This window comes from Methanothrix thermoacetophila PT (assembly GCF_000014945.1).
Classification (GTDB): domain Archaea; phylum Halobacteriota; class Methanosarcinia; order Methanotrichales; family Methanotrichaceae; genus Methanothrix_B; species Methanothrix_B thermoacetophila.
Genome location: NC_008553.1, coordinates 1,357,800 through 1,381,030, shown reverse-complemented (window position 1 = coordinate 1,381,030; position 23,231 = coordinate 1,357,800). Strand labels below are relative to the sequence as shown.

Genomic DNA, 23,231 nt, shown 5'->3' with positions numbered 1-23,231 from the left:
TGCACCTACTGGATCACAACCGTGAGGGCATCCTCGAACTCCTTTGAGAGCGAGTATACAGTCACAACAAAGCTGACGGAGTATCTGCCCGGAGATGCGTTTGTCGCATCCCATGTTCCGACGTATTCATCGTCAGAAACCCTCTCCATGGGAACAGACGCGACCTCACCGCCCTGGGCGTCCATGACCCTGGCGGTGCACGTGAAGTACTGTGTAGTTTTGCCCAGGCTCAGTCCGGGGTTCTTGCTCTTGGTGAGGGAGCCTGACCAGACGGTTATAGGTTCGCATGTCGCACAGCCCATCACGCTGAGAGTGGTCAGGTTCTCATCTGCTGTCTCGCTGATATTCTCTGCGCCCTCCTCTGGCAGCTCGAAGACCGCATAGATCTTCACAGGACCGGGAGATGCTGGATTCGGCTCAGCCCTCGTCAGGGTGCTGTTGAGCCTCATTCTTACCGCTGGGAGGTTCTTCAGCCAGTCGTTCCATGTGTAGATCCTGGCATCGTAGCCCATCATCCTCAGCGCAAACCAGACCATGGATGCTTTGAACTCGGTGTTCGCGTAGACCACAACAGGCTTGTCCTTCGTAAGGCCTGCGAAGACGCTCTCCAGCTCCGCCTCATCCTTCAGCCTGCCGTTCTCTGTGACCTTATCGTAAGGTATGTTCAGAGCTCCAGGTATCGATCCCTGGCCGAACGCATCAAATGTCCTGGAATCCACGATCTGAACATCCGCGTTCTTCACATAATCATTTGTCGCCAGCAGCTCTGATCTGATTCTTTGAACGGTGTAGGTTGTGGCTGGTCTCACATACGGGGTGCTCTGCACAGGCAGGCCTGCAGCCTTCCAGTCCTCTGTATCCCCATCCAGGAGCTTCAGTTTGCTCTCGTCATGCCCTATGTACAGCATCAGCCAGTACACGAATGTGGCCCCGAACGGCCCACCAAGACATGTCGGGCAGTTGTAATCAGTACCTGTCAGCACCACCCTGTCGCTGGGGGAGATCCCGGCGTTCCCGAGGAGCGCTGCGATCTCATCTACCGATTTGAGCTCCTTGTTCTCGTTGTAGAACTCCATGTAGTTTATGTGCACCGCGCCGTCGATGTACTCGCTCGCTCCGTTGCTCACATCCAGAACCAAATCGGAGCGGGCGACCTCTGTTACAGGAATGAGCATACTGCTCGATCTCACCGGCGCGCTTTCAGTTGTCTGGGTTGAGGCTTTATCGTTATTCGTCTCTGTCGCAGACGTCTGGAGGCTCTTGTTGAAGAGCGGGTTCTTGAGCCTCTCTGTCTTTGCAGAGATCACCGGGGCTGATGTCTTCTCCTCCTCAGGCCCTAGGCTTCTCAGAAACCCCTCATGTGGATACTCTTCATAATCTGGCTTGCACATCGGGCATTCAGCAAGTGCCCACTGCATGCACATTGCAAATATGATTAATAGCATTCCCACTGCAATAATGAATTTGCGAGTCATGATCTTCCTCTCAGCTGGTCCATTGCAGCCTCAAAGCTGCGTCCGGCCCTGGGTGTGACCCTGAACTCCCCTATGAGTTCTTCTAGTTCATATCCTCTTCTGTCTGTCGCCGTGATCACAACGGAGTACTCACCGGGATCGAGAAGCGCGGTGGTGAGAGACCCCTCGTAATGATCACCGACCTGGTAGAGACGCACATACGACCTCGACTCAGGGATTCGCGCTGAGACCTGGGATAAACCATTGACAGACTCGATCCATGTGTTTATGAGCAGCTCTTCTCCAGCCTCAATCTCCTCCGGCACGCTCACATTTATTATCCTGATCGGCTTGAGCTCGTATCCCATGACCGGGTACATATCCCTCGAGCGGTTGTTGATCTCTCTTGGAGTATCGCCAAAACCATCCGCCCCTGGCACATCCTGAGCGGGCCCACTGCGCTCATCAACGCCTGAGTAATCGCTCCATGCGTTCCCCCCAACAGGGTAGGGGGCGTTCCATGCGTTCTCCCCTCTGTCCACGACCTGTACCACATTATCGATTAGGCGGTTGGAGTGGAAGATGTTGCTGCTCGACTCCACGAATATCCCCGTGGGGCTCTTGGAGATGTTGTTCCCCTCCACAGTGTTGCCATCGCTCCTTCCCTGTATCTGTATGCCGAACCTGATGTTGGAGCGTATATCGTTGCTGAGGATCTCGTTCTCGCCTGAGTCCAGGAGGGATATCCCCGCGACCTGGTTATCGGTGATTATGTTATCTCTTATCGTGTTGCGGTTACAGTTGAACCGCAGATCGATCCCGTTCGCCTTGTTTCCGGAGATCAGGTTCCCCTCTATGATGTTCTTAGAGCAGCCTGTGAACATGTATACTCCATACATGTTTCCGTTGAGGATGTTCCCCTTTATCGTGTTGTTCAAGCATGATGTTGAGAGGTGTATCCCGTACGCTCCGTTGTTGTTCGCAATGTTGTTCACGATAAGATTATCGTTGGAGGAGTCTGTGAGGTATATCCCGTACCAGCCCTCCCCGACGACGCCATTGTAACTGGCGTTGTTGTTTGCGATTATGTTTCCAGATGATGTCAGAAGGACGATCCCAGGCTGCTTGCATCCTGTTACAGTGTTGTTTGTTATGCTGCATCCACTGACCCTGCTCAATCGAATCCCGTAAAGACCGTTTCTGACTGTGAATCCACTGATGTTCACCATGTCCGCCTCAACGCTTATGCATGCATCTGAGGATGACGCCACGACAGTAGCTCCCTCGCCTATGAGGTTCAGACGCTTGTTCACTGTGAACTTCCCGTAAACACCAGGCCCGACAATTATCGTATCCCCTGGAGATGCCGCATCTATGCTTCTCTGGACATCGCTTCCAGCATGTATTGTGGCTGCAGTGCCTGTTATTGAGAGAGCCATCAGCAGTGTAAATGCTATACACAAACCGAGAGTCACATCACGCAGATGCACACATGTCTCTTTTGAAACTCCATGCAATCTGGTACGCTGCCGGCTCAGGCGAATGCTCAATCAACCACCCTGGCTAACGAGATCTGATGGTCTTATAAATCTTGCTCACAGTGATTTGACAGGTCGATGGCTTGAATCACGGGCTGACTGACCTCCTGGTGACCTCTGATCGCTGGCACAATGTGAACCCAGATGGGCACAAGCTGCTGATATCAATGGTATGAACACACGCTCCAATCAAGCAATGAGCGTATATTTTGTCGATGGCGCGCTCTGAGTATTGATTAACCCCAGTGAGTTTCTCGTATCGCAACCTGCTGTGTTGAATAATTCGAAGCCTTGTGGCCAATAGCTATCGATTCTTACTAAAGTCTCATGTTATATGAATTAGCTCTCTGCGATTGGATTTCCAAACATTATTCAACACAGCATCGCAACCCAAAAACACATATAACTCCTGCCTCAGAGACGGGATGAGAGCTGAGCAGGGATCGCAGGATGCGCAGGATACTTGTCACCAATGACGACGGGATTTACGCCCCCGGGCTCCGGGCGGCGGTCCGAAGCGTCGAGGATCTCGGGGAGGTCATAGCTGTCGCACCCTCCGGCCAGAGGAGCGGCGTTGGAAGGTCTGTCTCGGTGTTCGAGCCATTGAGGATGGCCGAGGTGAACCTCGACGGGAAAAAGGCGTACGCGGTCTCAGGCACCCCGACAGACTCGGTCATACTCGGCATCTTTGTTGTGATGAATGGAGAGCTCCCCGATCTCGCTGTCTCGGGCATAAATGTGGGGGAGAACATAAGCACAGACACTGTCACGACCAGCGGGACCATCGGCGCTGCCATAGAGGCTGCCAGCTACGGTGTACCGGCGATCGCAGCGTCGATACAGGTTGCGGATCAGGGTGACAAGTTCGATAACAACCACTCTGTGGAGTACAAGTTCGATACAGCCATGAACCTTCTTCGCAGGGTAGCGAGCAGGGTTCTGGAGAGGGGCATGCCTGTGGGGGTTGATATCCTGAACATCAATCTGCCGCTGAACGCCACTGAGGATACAGAGATAGTCGTCACGAGGCTTGCGAGGAAGATATTCAAGACGGCTGTTGAGGAACGCAGGGATCCAAGGGGGCGTCCGTACTACTGGATCGGAGGGGATCTGATATGCAGCGAGAGAGAAGGCACAGACGTCAGGGCTGTGTATCAGGAGGGCAAGATCTCGGTGACCCCGCTCACAATCGACTCAACGGCAAAGGTCGATTTCGGGGAGATCATGGACCTCCTGGAAGTCATCTAGCACGGCACTGTGTGTTCCCAGGTATCTCCAGGCTGTGCATGAAACAGAGCTGATCTCATATGAGGAGTGGCTGCATTTGGAAACAGAGCTACTTGGAGACGTAGTGATCATATTTGTCCTATCCTCAGCTGTGCTCTTTCTATTCCACAGGATCAGGTTGCCTGCGATTCTGGGGTATCTCATAACTGGAATCATTGCAGGACCACAGTGTCTGGGTTTGATCAGATCCCTCGATCAGGTGGCAGTCCTGGCGGAGATCGGCGTTATACTGCTTCTCTTCACCGTCGGCATAGAGATCTCCCTTAAGGATTTGCTGCAGATAAAGAGGTTCGTTCTGGTCGGAGGCTTTCTGCAGGTACTGTTCACCACACTTGCAGTCGTTTTCATTCTGGTAAATCTGGGGAGACCCTTTGGGGAGGCTATCGCCATCGGGTTCATGGTATCGCTCAGCAGCACAGCCATAGTTCTCAGGATAATCCAGCAGAGGGGAGAGTTCGACGCGCTTCACGGGCGGACCATACTTGGCATACTGATATTCCAGGATGTCATAGTGGTCCCGATGATGCTGCTCATACCCATGCTGCCCGGAGCAGCTGTGGCCACAGCAGAGTCGCCAATTTTCATCATCATCAAAGCGGCGCTGCTCATAGCAGTCGTGATAGCAGGCGCGAAGTGGGCTGTGCCACGGATTCTCTACCAGGTGTTGAAGACGAGAGATCACGAGCTTTTTCTTCTGTTCACGGTGGGCATGTGCTTTGCTATAGCGTGGATCAGCTCCTTCGTCGGTCTCTCACTCGGGCTGGGCGCATTTCTGGCTGGATTAGTGATATCCGAGTCCCCCTACAGTCTGCATGCTATCGGGAACATCCGCCCGCTGCGTGATGCATTCTCAAGCTTCTTCTTCGTATCCATCGGCATGCTCCTCGATCTCGATTTGCTCATGAAGAACACAGCCTATATCATAGCTCTCTCTATCTGTGTTATATTAATAAAAACTATTGCATGCGGACTGGCCACATCTCTCATCGGCCTTCCCACGCGCTTGGTGGTGCTGGTAAGCCTGGCGCTGAGCCAGGTGGGGGAGTTCTCCTTCATACTCTCCAAGGTTGGACTGGATGCTGGCCTTCTATCCCATGAGGTCTACCAGCTGTTTCTGGATGTGACGGTGCTGACCATGGCTGCCACGACATTTATGATAGCTATCTCACACAGGGTGGCAGCTGGCATCTCACAGCTCTCCAGATATGATGCGCTCGAGAGGATCGGGAAACAGCACGCACTTAAAGACCACCTGATAATCGTGGGTTTTGGGGTGAATGGAAGGAACGTCGCCATGGCCGCGAGGGCGAAGGGTATACCATACGTTGTGGTCGATTTAAATCCTGACATCGTGAAGGGGTGTGTCTAATATGCTAATATTAGAATATGCTGTATTCCAAAGTTAAGCTAAGATAAATTTTAATATACCATAAAACAAGCAAATAACATGCTTAAGAGATGGGATACAAGATTATACGATATTAAGTTAATATTAGAAGTATTTGATTCGTTATCGTTAGATTTGCGATCAATAAATGCTCCAAAACCAAAAGTTTATGATTTGGAGACCATAATTAAGGCACTTTTGATAAAAGAGTTTGAGGGGCATTCTTTAAGATCAGCAGAAGTTAGGATTAAAGAAGTGCTTGGAATAAGAATTGATCATTCAGTTTTGCATTTCTGGGAAAAGAATTTATCTTCAAATATTGAAGAGATATTAAATAAAGTTCTTGAAAGGTTACAATCAATAGATTATACAGATAGTTTCATTGATTCCACTAAATTCGCAAATAAAAAAAGGATATCATAAAGATACAAGCAATAACCAGGAAAAATGAAACGATATTCCCTGTGGAAACGAGGATAAAATCGGAACTAACAGTGCCTGAGGGATCAGGCTATTTATTTGGTGACGGTGAATATGATTCCAGGAAATTTTTGAATGATGTTGTAGATAAAGGTTACATGCCTGTTATTAAACCGAGAAAAATAAGTGCCGGTGGTTTTGGATCCAGAATCAGAGATCGGATCTTTAATAGAGAAATATACAAACACAGATCAGTTTGTGAAGGATTCTTTGGTGCTTTGACCAATTGGTTTGGAGATAGAATACCATGTTTCCTCGAAGAGACAACTATTACAAGGATGCTTCTGAGAGTACTGGCTTATGCATTGAGAATTCTATCAAGATTTAGTATAAAATAAATTTGAATGATAGACACACCCCATCGTGAAGAGAGAGGGTGGAAATGGAGAGCCCATCTACTATGGGGATGCGACACAGGAGCAGGTGCTGAGACATCTCGGAATAACGGATGCAAGGGTCCTGGTGATCGCCATCTCCGATCCTGTGGCCACACGTCAGATCGTAGAGCTGGCAAGACGTCTGAATGAAGATATTTATATAATAGCAAGGACTCGCTATATTCAGGAGGTTGAAACCCTCCACATGCTCGGTGCAGACGAGGTCGTTCCTGAGGAGTACGAGACATCTATCAAGATATTCGCGAGGGTTCTCGAGAGGTACCAGCTCTCAAGAGACACCATCGAGAGGTTTGTGGAAGATGTACGCGCTGGAGACTACAGCCTCTTTCGCAGCCTCTCCGAGGAGGCCTATTGCGACGCAAATCTGAAGCTCATGGGAAAGGTGATCTTCACTATAAGAGTGCCAGGGGGCTCGAAGGCTGCAGGCAGAAATCTCGATGAGCTCGGCATCGAGAACGTACTCGCGATAAACAGGGGCGATGAGACTCTGAGGTCTACAGGGGGATTGAGGCTGCAGGAAGGCGACGTTTTGATACTGATTGACACACCTGAGAAGATGGGTGAGATCGAGCGCATGCTGATGAATTAACTGTGTGCTGAGACTCTCCACGCCATCTAAAGGACAGCGGGTTCACGGGCGTGAGTCTCAATGCAGAGACACACGATCATGCAGCTGCCGTGCAGGAAGCCATCCTGGATGTTGAGAACGCCGTCACTGTGATTTAGAGATGTCTTTGCATCCCAGGTACACCCACTGATCGTACACAGCAGTGGCGCTGCTGTTGTCGATAATCCTGCCATCCCAGCCGAGATTCGCGAGTAGATCTGCGAGCCTCTCAGCCTCCCTCTTTGAGTACACCGTGTACAGGACGGTGTTTCTGGCGAGAGATGACGATTTTACTATTATGTCCCTCCAGATATGCCAGTTTGAGTCGTCTATCAATCCCACCATGAATCCCATCACAGCATCGAAGCTCTCCGTGCTGAAGAACCTTGGGAGGAGTCTCGCATCAAGCACGAACGTCCTCCTGGGATCCAGAGCGCCCGCCCTCAGACCCTGGCACACCTCGCATCGGTCTATGTCCATCGCCCACGGATTCATCCCAAGCGACCTGAGAACCATCGTTCCAATGCCGCTTCCGCATCCAACCTCAAGCACTCGGGAGCCATCATCCAGCGCGTCCTCAAGCAGCACTTTCAACATGCGCTCAAGTCCGGATACCCTGTCCTCAGGATAGTGAGGAACCCCGCTCTCCTCGCAGTTATCGCAGAATACGCCCTCCATCAGCGATACCGAGAGGCACTCCACGATCGCCTGGAAGAGGGCGTCCGCATTTAAATCGACCCTCTCGCAATCCATGCGTTTGATGAGATCCATCACCGGCCTGCTCTCTGAGTACAGATCTGTCAGGAGAATCCATAGGTCTTGAGCCTCTGAGTACAGCGCAAGAGATCTCTCGTTTACAGCAACAGCGCGATCGAAATCACTCGCCTCAGCCACGATATTTCTGGTGACCGGCAGCCAGAGGAGATCCTCCAGGGATTCCTCTGCAAGGAAGACACAGTCCTCCTCTCCGAGATTGAGCATCTTGTTGATCAGCACATCATTACGCTATGAGCCTGCAGATATGAACCTTCGCACCAGAGCCACTGGGGATCGGTCAAAATGCGGAGCGTTATCGCTTTTGTATTCAGCAGGTTGGAGGCTCCGCACCTCGGCTTGAAGCACCCATTCATCTGTCAGGAGCTCGCTGCCGGACCGATGTCTCTGCATGCAGGTTGTCCGCTGGATAATAGCGTTGGATTCAGATACAGACGGAGAATCATGCACAATTCCTGACTAGATCAGTGGTCTCGGCTGACGATTTGCATGCAGATGTGGCAGGCTCGATCTGTGGATCACAAGTGCGCCTTTGAAGTGCAGCGCTCTGTTCAGGACGAGCCGCTTTCCCTCCTGGGTCATGGCGAATACTGGTATCGATACGCCTATCTGGAGCACTGCCCTCTCTCCCACGACCTCCCTTACGGCCCTGGATGCGCAGGACCAGATGATATCGCATGTCTCCGCCAGAGCCGCAGCCTCGTCACTGCTTATGCCGGTGGTGTGCACCGCTAGGATGAAAGGCCTTCTTCCGGATCTTGCACCTATCGCACGGAGATCTCTGGCATCAGAGGACATGCTCCCTGCCAGGGTCACAGCAACCCGCTCAAAACCCGCATCGATCGCTGTCACGAAACCTCTGATCTGATCGATAGTCGCGTGACGATCGATAAGGATGCATCCCTTCTGCTCCAGACCATCCTGGATCTCCGCTATTGGCTCAGTCTTGATGAGCCCTGTCATGTGCGCTCCGATTGCCTGCAGAACATCCGGCCTGGTTATGACAACGGTGCCGGCGCCATCACAGACAAGCACTGCAGCGTCCACCAGCCCCTCTGCCATACCATCCATGAGGATCTCCGAGGCGCCGAAGCTCACCGGATCTTCTGCAAGCTCGAGAACCCGCTGTGAGCTGTACATGCCAAGATCCTCGATGTGGCTTCGGATCACCTCTTCCACAGTCTCGCGGCTCTCCTCGTCGATCCCATATAGATCCCTCCTGAGAGGGCAGAACCTGATCAATGGAGACGTCAGGACCTCAGGCTTCCCGTCCCTGATCCGCACCAGGGCCTTGGCCATCTCGGCTAGATGTTCTACCATCTAGAAAGCATGGATCTTGAATGCACTTATATCTATGGTGGACGTGTCCGAATAAGGATTAGGTGTTTATGATGTATAGAAGAGGAGAAGATCCAGATTTCCGGCCACGGCTATATATCCTGACAGGTCCTCTATGGCTGCACCGGATGTCACACGAAATGCTGAAAAAACACCCATGACCCAAAGTCACCCATGTGGATGAAAATGGACCTTTGCGGGAACCATTTTCATACCAATGTACCTCTAATATGTGCCTCTAACGCTGCTGTGGTGGAGAGCATTTGGCCACTCGTCGAGACCACCCTACACGGTTGAGGCTGGTCGAAGGGCAGAAGTACGCTGTTTTTCAGCAGGGAATGAGAGCGGAACTCTATCAATGTTAAATATGAAACGCTCTTGTGTGTTCAGCAACTTAGAGGACATGTAGTCCGGTTGCTGGAAGCACTCATTCATTCTCCAAGAACGCCTGCCAGGGACATTGTCTTTCCAGGAAAGTCATTATATGGATAAGAGCGATACGAAATTCGCGGAATGTATCCTGGGCGTGGATGCATGAGTTTATATCGTTGAAGATCGAAGGCGTTACTATGAGTGAATCGTCAGCTATGACGGATCAGGAAAGCCTGATCGAGTCGTTCACCAAGAGGATCGCAGCGCTCGAGAGGGAGAACAGGGCACTGGCTGAGGAGGCCGAGGCCCTCCGCATGGAGCGCGAGGAGGCCAGAGCGAAGCTCTTCGAGTCTCTCATATCCAACAAGAAGTATCTGCGCGAGCTTGAGCGTCTTAAGAAGGAGAACGCTCTGCTGAGGCGCATGCCGCTGTTTCTGGCCACAGTGATAGAGGTGGGCGACGACTACGTCATGCTCAGACAGCATGGGAACAACCAGGAGTTCATAACCACAGCTCCTCCGGAGATAATGGAGAAGCTGCAGCCGAACAGCAGGGTTGCAATAAACAACTCCCTGACGATAGTGAGGCTCCTGGAGAGATCTGTGGATGCTAGGGCGAAGATGATGGAGCTGATAGAGGCTCCGAATGTGACGTATGATGATGTTGGAGGTCTCGACTCTCAGATACAGGAGATACGCGAGACAGTTGAGCTTCCGCTGACAAGGCCGGAGCTCTTCAGCAGCATAGGAATAGAGCCGCCCAGAGGAGTCCTCCTCTACGGGCTCCCCGGCACAGGGAAAACGCTCCTCGCCAAGGCTGTTGCGCACCATGCCAGGGCAACGTTCATACACATGTCGGGAAGCGAGCTGGTCCACAAGTTCATCGGAGAGGGTGCGCAGCTCGTGCGGGATATATTCCAGATGGCAAGAGATAAGGCACCATCAATAGTATTCATCGATGAGATTGACGCTGTGGGGAGCATCAGGACGCATGACGGCACAACGGGCAGCGCAGAGGTCAACAGGACGATGATGCAGCTCCTGGCCGAGATGGATGGTTTCAGGGAGAGAGGTGATGTCAAGATCATCGCCGCCACAAACAGGATAGACATCCTGGATCCTGCGCTCCTCCGGCCGGGCAGGTTCGACAGGATCATCGAGATACCGATGCCCAACGAGGTTGCGAGGCTGAAGATACTTGAGATCCACACGAAGAAGATGAAGCTGGCTGGTGATGTGGATCTCTCATCCATAGCGAAGCAGACAGAGGGAGCAAGCGGTGCTGAGCTGAAGGCCATTGCGGTCGAGGCCGGAATGAACGCGATAAGGAGAGAGGCCACCGTTGTCACCATGGAGGACTTCAGACAGGCTGTGAAGAAGGTTCTCGGTGAGGAAGAGAAGGCAGACGAGTCTCTCAGGATGTTCTACTGATCCTGAGAGCCCTATAATCTATTTTTCAGGATGCTCGAGGAGCATCTACAGTTGTGTGCTGCACTTGTACAAATGCTAGACGCATGTGCAATGGTGCTGATCCGCCGCTGGGATCGGGCCGGTCACGCTTCGTAGCGCACATCCATCACCCAGGAGATTTCTGGGTGGGTCTCTGCCTGAAACCTCACACGCGCTGCAAGCGTTTGGATCAGATAAACCGCAGCATGGAGGATCGCTGTGTATACGACCTGAAACAAATAAAAAAAGCGGGAAGATCCTTACTCGATGTGGATTGCCTCAGACGGGCAGGCCTCTACGCATGTGCCGCACTCTGTGCACTTCTCGGGGTCGACTACTGCTATCTCCTCGTCATCGAGTTTGATAGCCTCCTCCGGGCACTCCTCCACGCAGGTTCCACAGCTCACACATTCCTCTCTGTTAACTACTGCAGGCATTACGAAATCCTCCAATTTGCCTTTTATCGGCCAGTAATCGTGGAGTAGGCAGATATGATATATACCTTTCGTCAGCAGCTTTTGCAATCAATGCTCGCAGCAATGCTGCGAGATAAAGCTGCACATCCTTGCGATTCGGCGGATCTGCAGCCTTGTAAAAGAGGCGAAGTCGATTGCTGCTGGGCGGGATATCAGTAGCTAGCCTCTCCGACGATTCGACCACATGAGCCATGTAGGATAATATGACTTAAGGGGGTCTGATGAGCAGCATCTACGAGAGCAGATGCTTGTACCTCTTCCGGTCCCTTAGCTCCTGCTGCTTCGCAGCATTCCAGCCGCTGACAGCCTGGAGATATCCGGTTATCCTGCTTATGTGATCCACCACAGAGGAGTTGCAGCGGGGGCACTTCTCCTGGAGCCCGGGAGATATCGCGCAGCAGCTCATGCACACAGTCATATCCCTGGTGAACGCGAAGTAGCCGATCTGTGTGTTCTTCGCGAGGTTCATCCCGAAGTTCATCAGCGATTCTGGATCTGGATCGCTCTCCCCTAAGAAGATGTGGAAGATGTTACCCCCATCCACTATTGGGAAGAAGACATGCTCCAGCATCGCACGTTCCATGATCGGGATATCCGCACTCACACACACATGTGTGCCATTTGTGTAGTAGACTGGGAGGTCTCTAGTCCTGTGGAGGTTCTCCAGCGCTGTTTTAAGATCGCCTTTCACAACACGCTTTGCGCACTCCCTGTATTCATCGTGCAGCAAATCCGATACAGCAAAGCGCTGCGCTGTGGTCTCAGCAGGAGTCCTCGCAAGCGCGATGGTCATCCCGTGATCCCTGCTCAGCTTTTTAACATAAAGCTGCATCTCGGTCATCGCTCTGACCGCAAACCGCCATGCATCCCTTGATTCATGCATCTGTTTGCCCGTGTGGAACTGGACCATCTCGTTTATCCCCACTACTCCTATCGTATAGACGAGCCGATCAAGATCTACAGCCATTGTGCCCCTCTCTCCGGTGAGAGGATCCCTGGGTCGCTGGGTGGCAAACGGCATCCGTCCGTTTGCTATGATCTTATCCATCCAGTCTCTTTTCACTTTGAAGATCTCGACGGAGACATCCATCAACTCCCTGAGATACTCGAAGAGCAGCTCGTCCTCCCCGCGCGCCTTGTAGGCAGCCCGCGGACAGTTCAGCGAGACGACCTGCCACGAACCCATCGAGAAGTGTTTTCCGTCCTTGAAGTAGAGCTTGTCCTCAAACTCGGTGTCGTTCTGGAAGGTGGAGGAGAACTGATACGCACAGCACTGGTAGCACGATATCCCCTTTCCAGCACCTCTGTACTCTGGGAGCTGGTTGTCGAAGTATGGAGCGCCGTACTTTGCAGCAAGCTTGAAGGCCAGCATGTACAGATCTCTGTAAGTCGGCAGATCCGGATGTGCACGGTTGAACTCATCATCTTCCCTCATGAAATCAGGCTCGATGCTTATCTCCGGCTTCGGGAAATTGAACGGCTTTCCCCAGTAATCGCCCTCCAGCATGACCTCCATCAGCGCCTTGAAGGCGAGCCTCACCTCCCTCTCGAACTCGCCGTATGTCTTCAGTGGTGCCTGCTCACCATTCCATATCCTCCCTTTGTAGACGACCGGCTTGTCCTTCCAGATCGTTGGCACTCCGGGCGTGAGCTGGACCGAGGAGAATACAAGCTGCCCGCCGCGCGCGACCATCATCTGGGTCATCTCGTAGACAAACATCTGCATGAGCTGCTTGATCTCCTCGTAATCCAATCCCTCCAGATACGGCGCCACGAAGGTCAGGAAGTTGTAGAAGCCCTGACCTCCCGCGAAGTTCGTCTGTGCGCTGCCTAGCGCCTTTACGGCATGGAGGATTGCCACCTCAGGTTTTTTGGCAGGACCTGCAACGGATGCCTTGGTCCCGCGCCCGTCAGGCATCAATCCGTAGTAGAAGAAGTACCTGAGATCATGATCTTGGCAGAACGGACGTGTGCCGAAGTATTCCAGATCGTGGATGTGGAGGTCCCCGGAGATGTGGTGATCTGAGAGGTGCGGGGGAAGAAGCAGGAGGTACTGCTCCTTGCTGATCTTGTCTGCCTTCTTCTTGTGCGACGTCTCCGCGTTGTCCTGAAGGTTCGCGTTCTCCCTCGACTCAAACCCTGTGCCTATATCGATGAGGTGGGCATCGTACACTGGTGTGCCTATCCTCGTGCATATGTTCCGCCACTCGGGATGATGCCTCTCGAGGAGCACCACGTTTACGATCTCCCTGACGAGGGGCCCTGAGAGGTAGCGGACGTTCATCCATCGTATCCTGCGCTCCACCTCCTTCGCGATCTCCCTGGCCTCATCCTCAGTTATGGCGGGCATTTTATAAAAATTCTCAGATAGCTTGGTCTCCTTGAGAAGCTGCTTCACTATCGCGTTCCTGTCCCAGTCGAGCAGATGCCCATCTGTGGTGCGCACCTTGGGCATCGCGGAGACAACAACACCCGTAAGGGTCAGCTGCTTGTTTTTACCGTTCACCATCCCCACCCACGATATATTTCGACAACAAAATCAGCATATCCACAGCACACTCTTTAACTGTTTCGCTCATAGTAGTTATATAAAAATAACGTTTTATATTTGATACTTCTATTAAATGATGCTCGATATTACGGAATCGTCTGGGGTCAGGCCTCCAACACCTTGCGCCACGCATGCAGCGGCTCCACGCAGCATCATGGGCTGAAGCATCCTGTCTCTATTTTCGTCTGCGTCAGATGCGTATGGTGGTATCTCACACCTTCTGAGTCTGTTTATCGCGAGCTTCGAGCCTCCTCCACCATGCTGTAAGCTTCGAGGAACGCATCATTCTCCTCCGGCGTCCCTATGGTAACCCTTATGTGGTGGTTGTCGGAACCCGGTATTCCCGAGCAGTCCTTTACCGATATCCCCTCTTTCAGGAGATCCCTGACTAGCGCGCTCGACTCCCTCACCGTCTCCACATACAGAAAATTTGCATGCGATGGATGCGTCCTCAAATGCGCAGCGACGCGTTCCCTCTCAGCCAAGATCCTCTTGACAGCGCTCTTCATGTGGTGTGGATCTTTCAGAGCTGCCACGCCGCCGGCTATCGCAGGAGCGCTTATGCCGAAGACAGGCGCTGCCCTGTTGTACTGCTCGGCCACCCACTCAGGCGCGACCGCATACCCTATTCTGATCCCTGCCAGGCCGAACGCTTTTGACAAAGTCCTTCCAACTATGAGATTTTCATACCTCTCGACCCACTCCGCATGGCCCACACCCGCGAACTCGGCGTAAGCCTCGTCCAGGAAGACCATGGAGTCTGTGCCCTCCAGAACCTCCCGGAGCAGCTCATCATCTATCAACCCTCCTGTGGGGTTGTTCGGTGAGCAGATGAATGTGAGTGATGTATCCTTTGGAATCTCCCTCAGATTGCGGCCGAGCACGGGCGTTGCACCGCAGAGCCTTGCTGCGAGCTCATAGTACGTGTATGTTGGTACAGGTATGAATGCAGATCTGCCCTTCTCCAGAAAGAGTCTTGAAACGGAATCTATTATGCCGTCAAGCCCCGCTCCCGCGATCACGAGATCCTCTGAAACTCCAAGGTACTCAGCAGCAGCGCTCAGAAACTCATCCTGTGAAGGATACCTACTCAGATCTGCCCGGCTCACGGCCCTTACAACCTCAGGAGACGGACCGTACGGGTTCTCGTTCCTGCTGAGAAAGACGATTCTCTCAGCAGGTATGCCGTAAAGGCGCTCGATCTCCATTATGCTTATCCCAGGATCGTCGGGATTCACGCTCTGCACTGCATCCACAAGGAGGTGTCTGTAGCCCATCATGCTCCGATTTATTGTGCATGCTTTATGCCAGTTCTGGTTCCATGGTTCAGCAGATTACAGATCCAGCGGATTCTACGTACCATATGCACCACAACACTGCCTGCCGCCCCTTCAAGATCTTATGGTAGGGAGCGATTATGCCCTGATCTCCCAGCCCAGCCACTCCTTTATTATAATGTAGCTCATCTCCGGCGGTATGGCTCCGACCTCGGTGCATATCACATCTATGTATTGATGAGGCGTTACATCGAAGGCCGGGTTTCTCACGCGGAGGTGCTTGTATCTCATATAGTCATCCAGAACCTCCTCAGGCCCCCTCTCCTCAATCTCGACGAGCTCTCCCATGAGCGTATCAGGGCTGAACTTGTACGTCTCGGCTGCCGCCATGAACGGCTTCCTGGCCTCGTGTGCGCAGAGCGCGATCTGTGATGTTCCTATCTTGTTGACGAGCGAGCCGTTGGCTGTTACGACATCCGCGCCAACAACAACGAGATCCACATCCTCGATAACGCTTCTGACCGCAGAATCCACAATCAGCTCTGTTGGTATCCCTACTTCATCAAGCCTTTTTATTGTCAGATGCCCCTGATACCTGGGCCTAGACTCGGTTGCGATGACTTCTATTCTCTTTCCATCCCTGTGAGCGCGCTCGATGACTGCCAGGGCCGCGCTCGAGTTGCAGTGGGTCAGTATCACATCCCCATCCCTGACCCTCCTGCTTCCGATCTCGCCGATCCTCTCCACCGCCTTCAGGGAACTCTCTATGAACCGCTCGGCGTTTGCCACAACCTCTCTTCTTGCTGACTCGAGATCCTCCGAACGGTACCTTGCAACCATCCGCACTGCATTTGATAGAGAGACGGCCGTTGGCCTGGTCCTGAGAAGCGTGTCCGCAGCCTTCTTCAGTGCCGAATCGAACTCGTCCAGACTCGAGACATCCAGAGTTAAAACGAAATCCCTCAGCGCAGCTGCTGCGGCACGTGCGATGAGCCCTGCGCCCCTGATCTCCATGCTCCTGATCTTCTCTGCAGTATCCTCTATCATGATATGATGCAACACATCCTCTGGAGATCTATGTTGCGATGTGTCAAAGGGGAATGTCCGAATAAAGAGCTGAAGCCAGAAATTGTACCTCACTGCTTTTGGGTTCGGAGACGCGTGATTCTTAACCGGATCTATTAGAGATGCAGAGCCAGCGAGATCATCACATTTCTTATCTACATATCTTCTCAGCCAGCATCGCGACCCTCTCACCAAGCTTCCTGCATGTCCTCAGGGAATTATCATCAGGAGATCCAATGGCTATGGCTCCATAATGCCCTCCTGTCTCCATTGGATCCCCTGCAACCACCATCCCGTGTATCATCATCGCCTGAATTATGGATAGAAGAGTTGTCTGATTCCCCCCCTCGATGCTTGCAGACGAGGTGAAGGCAGCGCCGATCTTGTTCTCCAGCTTCCCTCTCACCTTCGCGCTTCTGTCGAAGAGCTGCTTCACCTCTGCTGACATCAGCCCGTAGTATGTGGGTGAGCCAATCACTATTCCATCAGCCGACTTGAGATCATCGGGCTCAACATCCTCGACCCTCTTGAGATCGACATCCGCTCCAGCATCCTTCGCACCCTCAGCAACAGCTCTCGCCATCTTCTCCGTATTGCCCGTGCGGGAGTAGTACGCGACCAGTATCCTAGCCATGATATTCCTCCGCATTGATTGTTTGCATTCATCATACTTAACTTTCCCCCATTGTGCAGCATGTAAACGTTTGTGGAAGAATCTATACATAAGCAGAAGTAGAAATACATTATATTTTTAATTAACATTGTGTAGTTCGCCAATCTGCAGAAGAATATCAGCGATGCTCGGTCTCAGAACAAATATAATGAACTGAGCATGAAATTCATATGAGGGGAAAGGCGATGTAGATAGAAATGGATCCCCTATAACCAGTGTTCGCGAATCATCGAAGATCTTGATTGAGCTGCGCTTTTAAGGGATTGGGGATACTCTTCTCTCCATCAACTGGATGAGCCTGGCTGATCGGCTGGCTTTCAGCTCATCCAGGACCGTATCCTCTCATCGCCGGGCTCCAGCCACATGCCCTCCGTAGGATTCAGAAGCGAGTAATGGACGCTCGAGTTGTACATCACGCCTCTGTAATAATCCGAATCGCTCTTGATCGAGCCGAGTTTTATAAAGTTCTGGGCGCTTCCCACCTCCGCGCACTCTATTGCTATGTACCCATTCTTCATCCTGACCACAACCCACATGTGCTCGCCGAGCGGATGATCCTTTGCCCCCACCATCAGATAAGCATCATAGCCTAATCCTTTCAAAAACGACCAGCAGACCTGTGATGCATTGGAGCAATCGAACCTGCTCTCACTGTATCTGGAGATGTAGCTGTGTTCCTTCAGGATCCTCTCAAGATCGCTGCGATCTGTGCTGTCATCCATCTCCAGGTGAACATACCTAGACGGCTCACATCTCCTCACGATATAATCAACAGGCACGCTGAGATCGATCGAATTTGCCGCTGCAAGCTCCTCAGGATCGGTGTACACGACTCCCCTATACCACTCATTCCCGAAGACCTGGACGCCAACCGCTCTGTCCGGGTTCAGGGGATTGAGCGAGATCGCCTGCCACTCATCACCATCCTTCACAGCGATCCATACGCTGCCCTGCCTCTGCAGTATCACAGGAGTATAGCCAGCATCTCTCAGAAGGTAAAATACAGCAGCAGGTCTCATGAACAGATCCTGAGGGAATGAGAGATCGATGCCATCATATGAGAGAAGCACACTCTCAGAGACTGTGTAGTTCGTGTGGATCAAGAACTGACCACCGGTCAGATGTGATGGTTCAGCATACCTCCAGCTCGAAAGGAGATCTGAGAGGAGAAGCGACCATGTGTCGTTGCGGCTCTTTCTCTCAACAAGAGTCCTGGATCTGTTTGTCTCGTTTGTCTCTGAGATCGTTCTGAGAATGCTTAGCAGTGCCTCTCTGCTGCCAGAGCACGACTCCATCGAGGCGATGTATGTGCGATCTGTCACAGGTGAGTACCATACCGCGAAGGTCTTCCTCGCTTTGTATCCTGCGAGGCTGTAGTTGATATCAAGAATTCTCACATCAAAATCCCTGATTCGGGAGCTGAAGCGGCTCTTGGATTCGACCACAAGACCGTTGCCGCTGTAGAGATTCTGGTATGTATCCAGATAGATCTCAGGTTCGACGCCAACATCCCTGAGCCAGAAGAGATTGAACCTTAGGCAGGGCGCCTCTGAGGTCAACACCCCTTTACCCTCATCCCCCTGAATTGTCGTGTTCTCGATAGCGATGGATAACGAGAATCCAGGCGCCTGGAGCGCCAGGGACGAATCGATGATGAAACAGAGGAGAATGAGCATCTTCAAATCCATCTGATATCCCTACCGCTTCTTTCTGTAGAGCTCCCTCATCACCTCTCTGTGCATCGTTGCCATCATATCCCCCTGGATGCCCATGAGGAAGAGCTGGAACCCGACTATGATCAGTATCGCGGTAAGTATCGTGAGAGGTATGTGCTCAATCCTACCCTGGAGCCAGTCCCTCACGACGTAGAGGCCGAGGAGAAAACCCATAGATCCGAAGATCGCGCCCATCAGCCCGAAGTAGAAGAGCGGGTTCTGGGTCTTGGCGAGCCTGTAGATCGTGAGCATGATCTTCGGGCCGTCGCGGAGCGGGCTGAGCTTGGTCCTGGTCCCCCCTGCCCTTGGCAGGTACGTTATCGGCACCTCCACGATCCTCAATCCCTTCTTCAGGCTCTCTATCGTTATCTCTGATTCTATCTCGAAGCCCGTCACGGAGAGATCCAGGCTGGAGATACCAGATCTGGTGAATGCCCTGTATCCGGAGAGTATGTCCCTGAGCCTCACGCCGTAGATGATCCCGAAGAGCATGTTGATGAGCCAGTTCCCCACCAGGTTCAAACGCTTCAGCGATCCGCCTCTGAGATTGGAGAACCTGTTACCTATGACGTGATCCGCCCTGCCTCTCATAAGCGGATCGAGCAGCCTGTCGACCTCTGATGGCAGATACGTCCCATCGCCATCTATAAGCACGATGTACTCTTTGTCAATAAGCCCGAAAGCCTCCAGGAGAGCCTGTCCCTTCCCGGATCCGCTCTGGACGATCACCCTCGCGCCGGCCTCCCTTGCCAGATCTGGAGTGCCATCTGTGCTGTGCCCGTCGATCACCAGAATGTCCTGGAAGCCCATGCTGCGGAAGCCCTCTATGACTTCCCTGATGGATCCCGCCTCGTTGAGCGTGGGTATCAGCACACAAACATCATCTCTCTTCAATTCCCGCTCCTCATTGTGCTCAGGATCTTGTTCTCGTATATACCTGCTATCTTCTCCACATCATCCTTAACGCTCTCCACATAGATCCGGATCAGTGGCTCTGTATTCGAGGGTCTTATTAAAACGCTCCACCCCTCACTCATCACCTTTATGCCATCGGTGGTGTCGGGCTCGAGATCCGCGAGCTCCTCCAGGAGTTTATCCATCAGGGACTGAATATCGATGTTCTCCTTCAGTCTTATGCTTCTCTGGAGGTACGGATAATCGGGTATCTCGTCCGCCATTTCGGAGAGTTTCTCCTCAGATACGATCTCGGCGAGCGCCAGGCTCATTGCGAAGGGATCATCTGAGTACTGGAATTCAGGAATGAAGAAATGACCGCTTCTCTCGACGCCGAGAACAGCCCCCGATTCTTTGACCCTGTTGGCGACGAACACATCCCCAACCCTCTCGCGCTCTACTCTTATCCCATCGCGCTCGAGCTCGCGCTCCAGTATCATTGAGCAATCAAAGCCTGCGATGACCAGATCTCCCGGTTTGTAACGCCTTCTTGCGATAATTATCGCGATCTTTTCAGGTGGGAGAACTCTTCCTTTATCATCGATCACCATCCCTCGGTCTGCATCTGGATCAAAACCCACCCCAAAGTCAGCGCCTGTGCTGACAACCCTCTCCGCTGCCTCTCTCAGCGATTCGGATGTCGGCGCCGCCCCTCTTCCTGGGAACCTTCCGTCCATGGTCGCGTTCAGTAGCTCCACCTCGATGCCTGCTCTGGTGTAGATGGGAGCTATACCGCATGCAGAGCCGTTGCCCGTGTCGAGCACAACCCTGAGATCTCTGGTTGTCTTTACCTTCTCTGCTGCATAATCCCCGTACTCCAGAATAGCCCTGTCGGCATTCTCCACCGTGACGCTTCCGTTTCCAGACCTGAACTCGCCGCTCATGTAGATATCCACAATTCCAGCATCCCTGTAAAGCATGCCGTAGCCATCTCCTGTTCTGAAGCGTATGCCGTTGTACTCAGGTGGGTTGTGAGAGGCGGATATGTATGCTGCAGCCCTTCTGCCCATCTTCATGGTGATGTAGCCCAGAATCGGTATCGGTATCACGCCGTAACTATGGACATCCACGCCCGTCCTGAGAACACCTTCCAGAAACGCCCTCTCCAAAGAGGGGCCACTCGTCCTGGTGTCGCGCCCCAGGGATATCGCCCCTCCTGAAAGGTATGTGCCAAAAGCGGCACCGACGCGCATGGCAACGTCCTCTGTCAGCTCATCTCCATAGATACCCCTGACATCATATGCTCTGAAGATCATGTGATGCTGTGATAGACGAGGTCAAAAATAGTTTTCGAGAGACACACCAGTGGGCCTGGAGAGCAGAGAGTGCCATACATCAAATCTGCTGGGTCTATGGGAAATATGCAATTGGAACAGCAATGTCGAACAACCTTTGAAGCTCCTGAAAAATCACGGCTTTATTTTTAATGATAGCCCGGCCAGGATTCGAACCTAGGTAAGGAGGTCCAGAGCCTCCCGTGATTGACCGCTACACCACCGGGCTGCATGTCTCTTTTCGTTGCATAGGTGCCATATTAATCTATCGATCGAGTTCTGAGACATGTCCGGATAAGAGCTGTGCCCAGAAATCTGGATCTTCCGCTCTTCTGCACATCATAAACACCCTATTCGGACATGTTCGAGTTGTGGGGCCGCCTGAATAAATGAGCGCCTGAATAAGGAGGGTGCACCTGAAGAATCGCAATCTTCAGATCTCATCCTTTGGCTTAATCTTCGGAATGGTCTGGGCCTGCAAGAGCTGGAGCCAGAATTGGGGCATCACTGCTTTTGGATATCGGACGATACTCATTCGAACACATCCGAGTCACATGGACTGGATACATCTCCTGAAGATTGGAGCTCACGCCCTGCTACGTATCACAGCAGATACTCCGCGATCCGCTCCGTAAGAGGCTGATCGCAGTAGAAGCATCTCAGCACGACCGGGTTCTTCCCCTTGACAAGCATCTTCGGCTTTATCGGTTCGTTCGTGTTCGATATGCAGCTAGGGTTCTGGCAGCGCACGACTCCTACTATCACATCAGGGAGATCGACAGCGTATTTCTCCACGACCGCGTAATCTCTGACTATGTTTATCGTCGCGCCAGGCGCTATGAGGGCTATCTTGTTTACCTCATCCTCCCTAAGTTCCCTGTCCTCGACCTTCACGATATCCTTCTTGCCCAGTTTTCTGCTGCTGACGTTCATCAACACGCTGACCGTCGCACCGGTTGTGCCGGAGATGCCGAGAATCTTGAGGACGTTCAGCGCCTGACCTGCCTGTATGTGGTCTATGACGGTTCCCGACCTGATGGGGCGGACCTTGAGCTCTCTCTCCACCATTGTTCAATCCTCCAGGATCATCTTGAGCAGGGCCATTCTTACAGGCACGCCGTAGAAAGACTGCCTGAAGTAGACTGCATGTTCCGTCTCATCTACAGAGGGTGAGATCTCATCAACTCTGGGAAGTGGATGCATGATCCTGAGCTCGGGTTTCACGCCCTCCAAGTCTCTGATGGTTATGCTGTAGCTCCTCGCCACCCTGTTGTACTCGACCGGGTCCGGAAAGCGCTCCCGCTGGATTCTTGTGATGTAGAGGACGTCGACCTCTTTTATGACCTCTCTCAAATCAGACACCTCTCTCACCCTCGTGCCCATTCTTGAGAGGTCCCCGATTATCTGTTCGGGCATCCTCAGGGTCGGCGGTGAGACAAGGTATATGTCAGCCCCGTAAAGGGAGAGGGCGTATGCGAGGGAGTGAACAGTCCTGCCGTACTTCAGATCTCCAACAAGCGCGATTGAGAGATCGTCAAGGTGGCTCTCCTTTTTTATCGTATACAGATCGAGAAGCGTCTGCGTTGGGTGGTGGCCTGCACCATCACCGGCGTTCAGGACAGGAACTGGCGAGAACTCGGCAGCGAGCCGTGCCGATCCTTCCTTTGGATGTCTTATAACTATAGCATCCGCATATCCACCGACAACGCGTATTGTATCAGCGAGCGACTCGCCCTTGGCTATTGAACTTGCCTCAGCCGAGCCCAGGTTTATGGTCTTGCCGCCGAGCCGCTTCATCGCCGTCTCGAATGACATTCTTGTGCGTGTGGACGGCTCGAAGAACATAAGCGCGAGGATCTTACCCTCAAGAATGTCCGATCCCTTTCCGCGTGCGTACGGCTCGAGCGATTCAGCAGTCTCCAGGATCTCATCGATCTCCTCCCTGGAGAAGTCCTTCATGGAGAGCACATGCCTCCTCTTGAGCATGCACTCCTCTTCTCACGGGAGGGATATAATGCTTCTCTCAGCCACCGGGAGCCTCTCCGAATAAGTTGAGTGTCTCCTCCATCCAAAAGCAGCAAAGCCACAGATTTCTGAATTCGGCTCGTATTCGGACACATCTATGTGGAGGGACCCGTCCGAATAAGGATTAAGTGTTTCTGA

20 protein-coding genes and 1 tRNA gene are annotated in these 23,231 nt (G+C 52.5%); 6 read left to right on the top strand and 15 right to left on the bottom strand.

The window, feature by feature from the left end; translation table 11 throughout:
• Positions 1 to 5: 5 nt before the first annotated feature.
• Together MTHE_RS06645 and MTHE_RS06640 are read right to left on the bottom strand one after the other, a co-directional pair.
• Complete coding sequence (locus tag MTHE_RS06645; RefSeq protein ID WP_175265888.1) at positions 6 to 1,391, bottom strand: sulfurtransferase; 1,386 nt, start codon at positions 1,389 to 1,391, stop codon at positions 6 to 8.
• Positions 1,392 to 1,471: 80 nt separating this feature from the next.
• Positions 1,472 to 2,917, bottom strand: a complete 1,446-nt coding sequence (locus MTHE_RS06640; RefSeq protein ID WP_175265887.1) for a right-handed parallel beta-helix repeat-containing protein — start codon at positions 2,915 to 2,917, stop codon at positions 1,472 to 1,474.
• Positions 2,918 to 3,442: 525 nt separating this feature from the next.
• On the opposite strand from MTHE_RS06640, the gene surE reads away from it, so the two are divergent.
• The 5 genes from surE to MTHE_RS06615 all read left to right on the top strand — a co-directional run bounded on the left by surE (position 3,443) and on the right by MTHE_RS06615 (position 7,133).
• Positions 3,443 to 4,240, top strand: a complete 798-nt coding sequence (gene surE, locus MTHE_RS06635) for a 5'/3'-nucleotidase SurE (RefSeq protein ID WP_011696442.1) — start codon at positions 3,443 to 3,445, stop codon at positions 4,238 to 4,240.
• 76 nt (positions 4,241 to 4,316) lie between these two features.
• Positions 4,317 to 5,648 (top strand): cation:proton antiporter, encoded by a 1,332-nt coding sequence (locus MTHE_RS06630; RefSeq protein ID WP_175265886.1) that lies wholly within the window; start codon positions 4,317 to 4,319, stop codon positions 5,646 to 5,648.
• A gap of 78 nt (positions 5,649 to 5,726) precedes the next feature.
• Positions 5,727 to 6,089: a hypothetical protein gene (locus tag MTHE_RS06625; RefSeq protein WP_175265683.1), complete on the top strand. Its 363-nt coding sequence runs from the start codon at positions 5,727 to 5,729 to the stop codon at positions 6,087 to 6,089.
• A gap of 41 nt (positions 6,090 to 6,130) precedes the next feature.
• Positions 6,131 to 6,484 (top strand): transposase, encoded by a 354-nt coding sequence (locus tag MTHE_RS06620; protein ID WP_175265684.1) that lies wholly within the window; start codon positions 6,131 to 6,133, stop codon positions 6,482 to 6,484.
• A 25-nt stretch (positions 6,485 to 6,509) separates the two neighbouring features.
• Positions 6,510 to 7,133, top strand: coding sequence for an NAD-binding protein (locus tag MTHE_RS06615; protein WP_011696440.1), 624 nt, complete (start codon positions 6,510 to 6,512; stop codon positions 7,131 to 7,133).
• Between the two features lie 123 nt (positions 7,134 to 7,256).
• On the opposite strand, the gene MTHE_RS06610 is transcribed toward MTHE_RS06615, so the two are convergent.
• Together MTHE_RS06610 and MTHE_RS06605 are read right to left on the bottom strand one after the other, a co-directional pair.
• A complete protein-coding gene (locus tag MTHE_RS06610; protein WP_011696439.1) occupies positions 7,257 to 8,147 on the bottom strand; it encodes a class I SAM-dependent methyltransferase in 891 nt (296 codons plus the stop codon).
• A 237-nt stretch (positions 8,148 to 8,384) separates the two neighbouring features.
• Positions 8,385 to 9,245, bottom strand: coding sequence for a methanogenesis marker 8 protein (locus tag MTHE_RS06605; RefSeq protein WP_011696438.1), 861 nt, complete (start codon positions 9,243 to 9,245; stop codon positions 8,385 to 8,387).
• Between the two features lie 587 nt (positions 9,246 to 9,832).
• Here MTHE_RS06605 and MTHE_RS06600 point away from each other — a divergent pair.
• Positions 9,833 to 11,065: a proteasome-activating nucleotidase gene (locus tag MTHE_RS06600; RefSeq protein WP_175265885.1), complete on the top strand. Its 1,233-nt coding sequence runs from the start codon at positions 9,833 to 9,835 to the stop codon at positions 11,063 to 11,065.
• A gap of 278 nt (positions 11,066 to 11,343) precedes the next feature.
• Here the strand turns inward: MTHE_RS06600 and MTHE_RS06595 are convergent, their stop codons facing one another.
• The 11 genes from MTHE_RS06595 to pyrB form a co-directional block, all read right to left on the bottom strand.
• Positions 11,344 to 11,520, bottom strand: coding sequence for a 4Fe-4S binding protein (locus tag MTHE_RS06595; protein ID WP_011696436.1), 177 nt, complete (start codon positions 11,518 to 11,520; stop codon positions 11,344 to 11,346).
• A 271-nt stretch (positions 11,521 to 11,791) separates the two neighbouring features.
• A complete protein-coding gene (nrdD, locus tag MTHE_RS06590; protein ID WP_175265884.1) occupies positions 11,792 to 14,068 on the bottom strand; it encodes an anaerobic ribonucleoside-triphosphate reductase in 2,277 nt (758 codons plus the stop codon).
• 272 nt (positions 14,069 to 14,340) lie between these two features.
• Positions 14,341 to 15,387: a histidinol-phosphate transaminase gene (hisC, locus tag MTHE_RS06585; protein WP_011696434.1), complete on the bottom strand. Its 1,047-nt coding sequence runs from the start codon at positions 15,385 to 15,387 to the stop codon at positions 14,341 to 14,343.
• Between the two features lie 138 nt (positions 15,388 to 15,525).
• A complete protein-coding gene (locus tag MTHE_RS06580; protein WP_011696433.1) occupies positions 15,526 to 16,434 on the bottom strand; it encodes a ribose 1,5-bisphosphate isomerase in 909 nt (302 codons plus the stop codon).
• 169 nt (positions 16,435 to 16,603) lie between these two features.
• Positions 16,604 to 17,086 carry a flavodoxin family protein gene (locus tag MTHE_RS06575; RefSeq protein WP_011696432.1) on the bottom strand — a complete coding sequence of 161 codons (483 nt, stop codon included), beginning with the start codon at positions 17,084 to 17,086 and terminating at the stop codon, positions 16,604 to 16,606.
• 356 nt (positions 17,087 to 17,442) lie between these two features.
• Entirely contained in the window at positions 17,443 to 18,813 is a 1,371-nt protein-coding gene (locus MTHE_RS06570; RefSeq protein WP_011696431.1) for a hypothetical protein, read from the bottom strand.
• Between the two features lie 9 nt (positions 18,814 to 18,822).
• Positions 18,823 to 19,734, bottom strand: coding sequence for an S-layer glycoprotein N-glycosyltransferase AglJ (aglJ, locus tag MTHE_RS06565; RefSeq protein WP_011696430.1), 912 nt, complete (start codon positions 19,732 to 19,734; stop codon positions 18,823 to 18,825).
• Positions 19,731 to 21,050, bottom strand: coding sequence for a phosphoglucomutase (locus tag MTHE_RS06560; RefSeq protein WP_175265883.1), 1,320 nt, complete (start codon positions 21,048 to 21,050; stop codon positions 19,731 to 19,733). Before MTHE_RS06560 ends, aglJ begins: the two co-directional genes overlap by 4 nt.
• A 174-nt stretch (positions 21,051 to 21,224) precedes the next feature.
• Positions 21,225 to 21,297 (bottom strand) — tRNA-Gln (locus MTHE_RS06555).
• 374 nt (positions 21,298 to 21,671) lie between these two features.
• Entirely contained in the window at positions 21,672 to 22,136 is a 465-nt protein-coding gene (gene pyrI, locus MTHE_RS06550) for an aspartate carbamoyltransferase regulatory subunit (protein WP_011696428.1), read from the bottom strand.
• A 3-nt stretch (positions 22,137 to 22,139) separates the two neighbouring features.
• A complete protein-coding gene (gene pyrB, locus MTHE_RS06545) occupies positions 22,140 to 23,054 on the bottom strand; it encodes an aspartate carbamoyltransferase (protein ID WP_011696427.1) in 915 nt (304 codons plus the stop codon).
• Positions 23,055 to 23,231 lie beyond the last annotated feature (177 nt).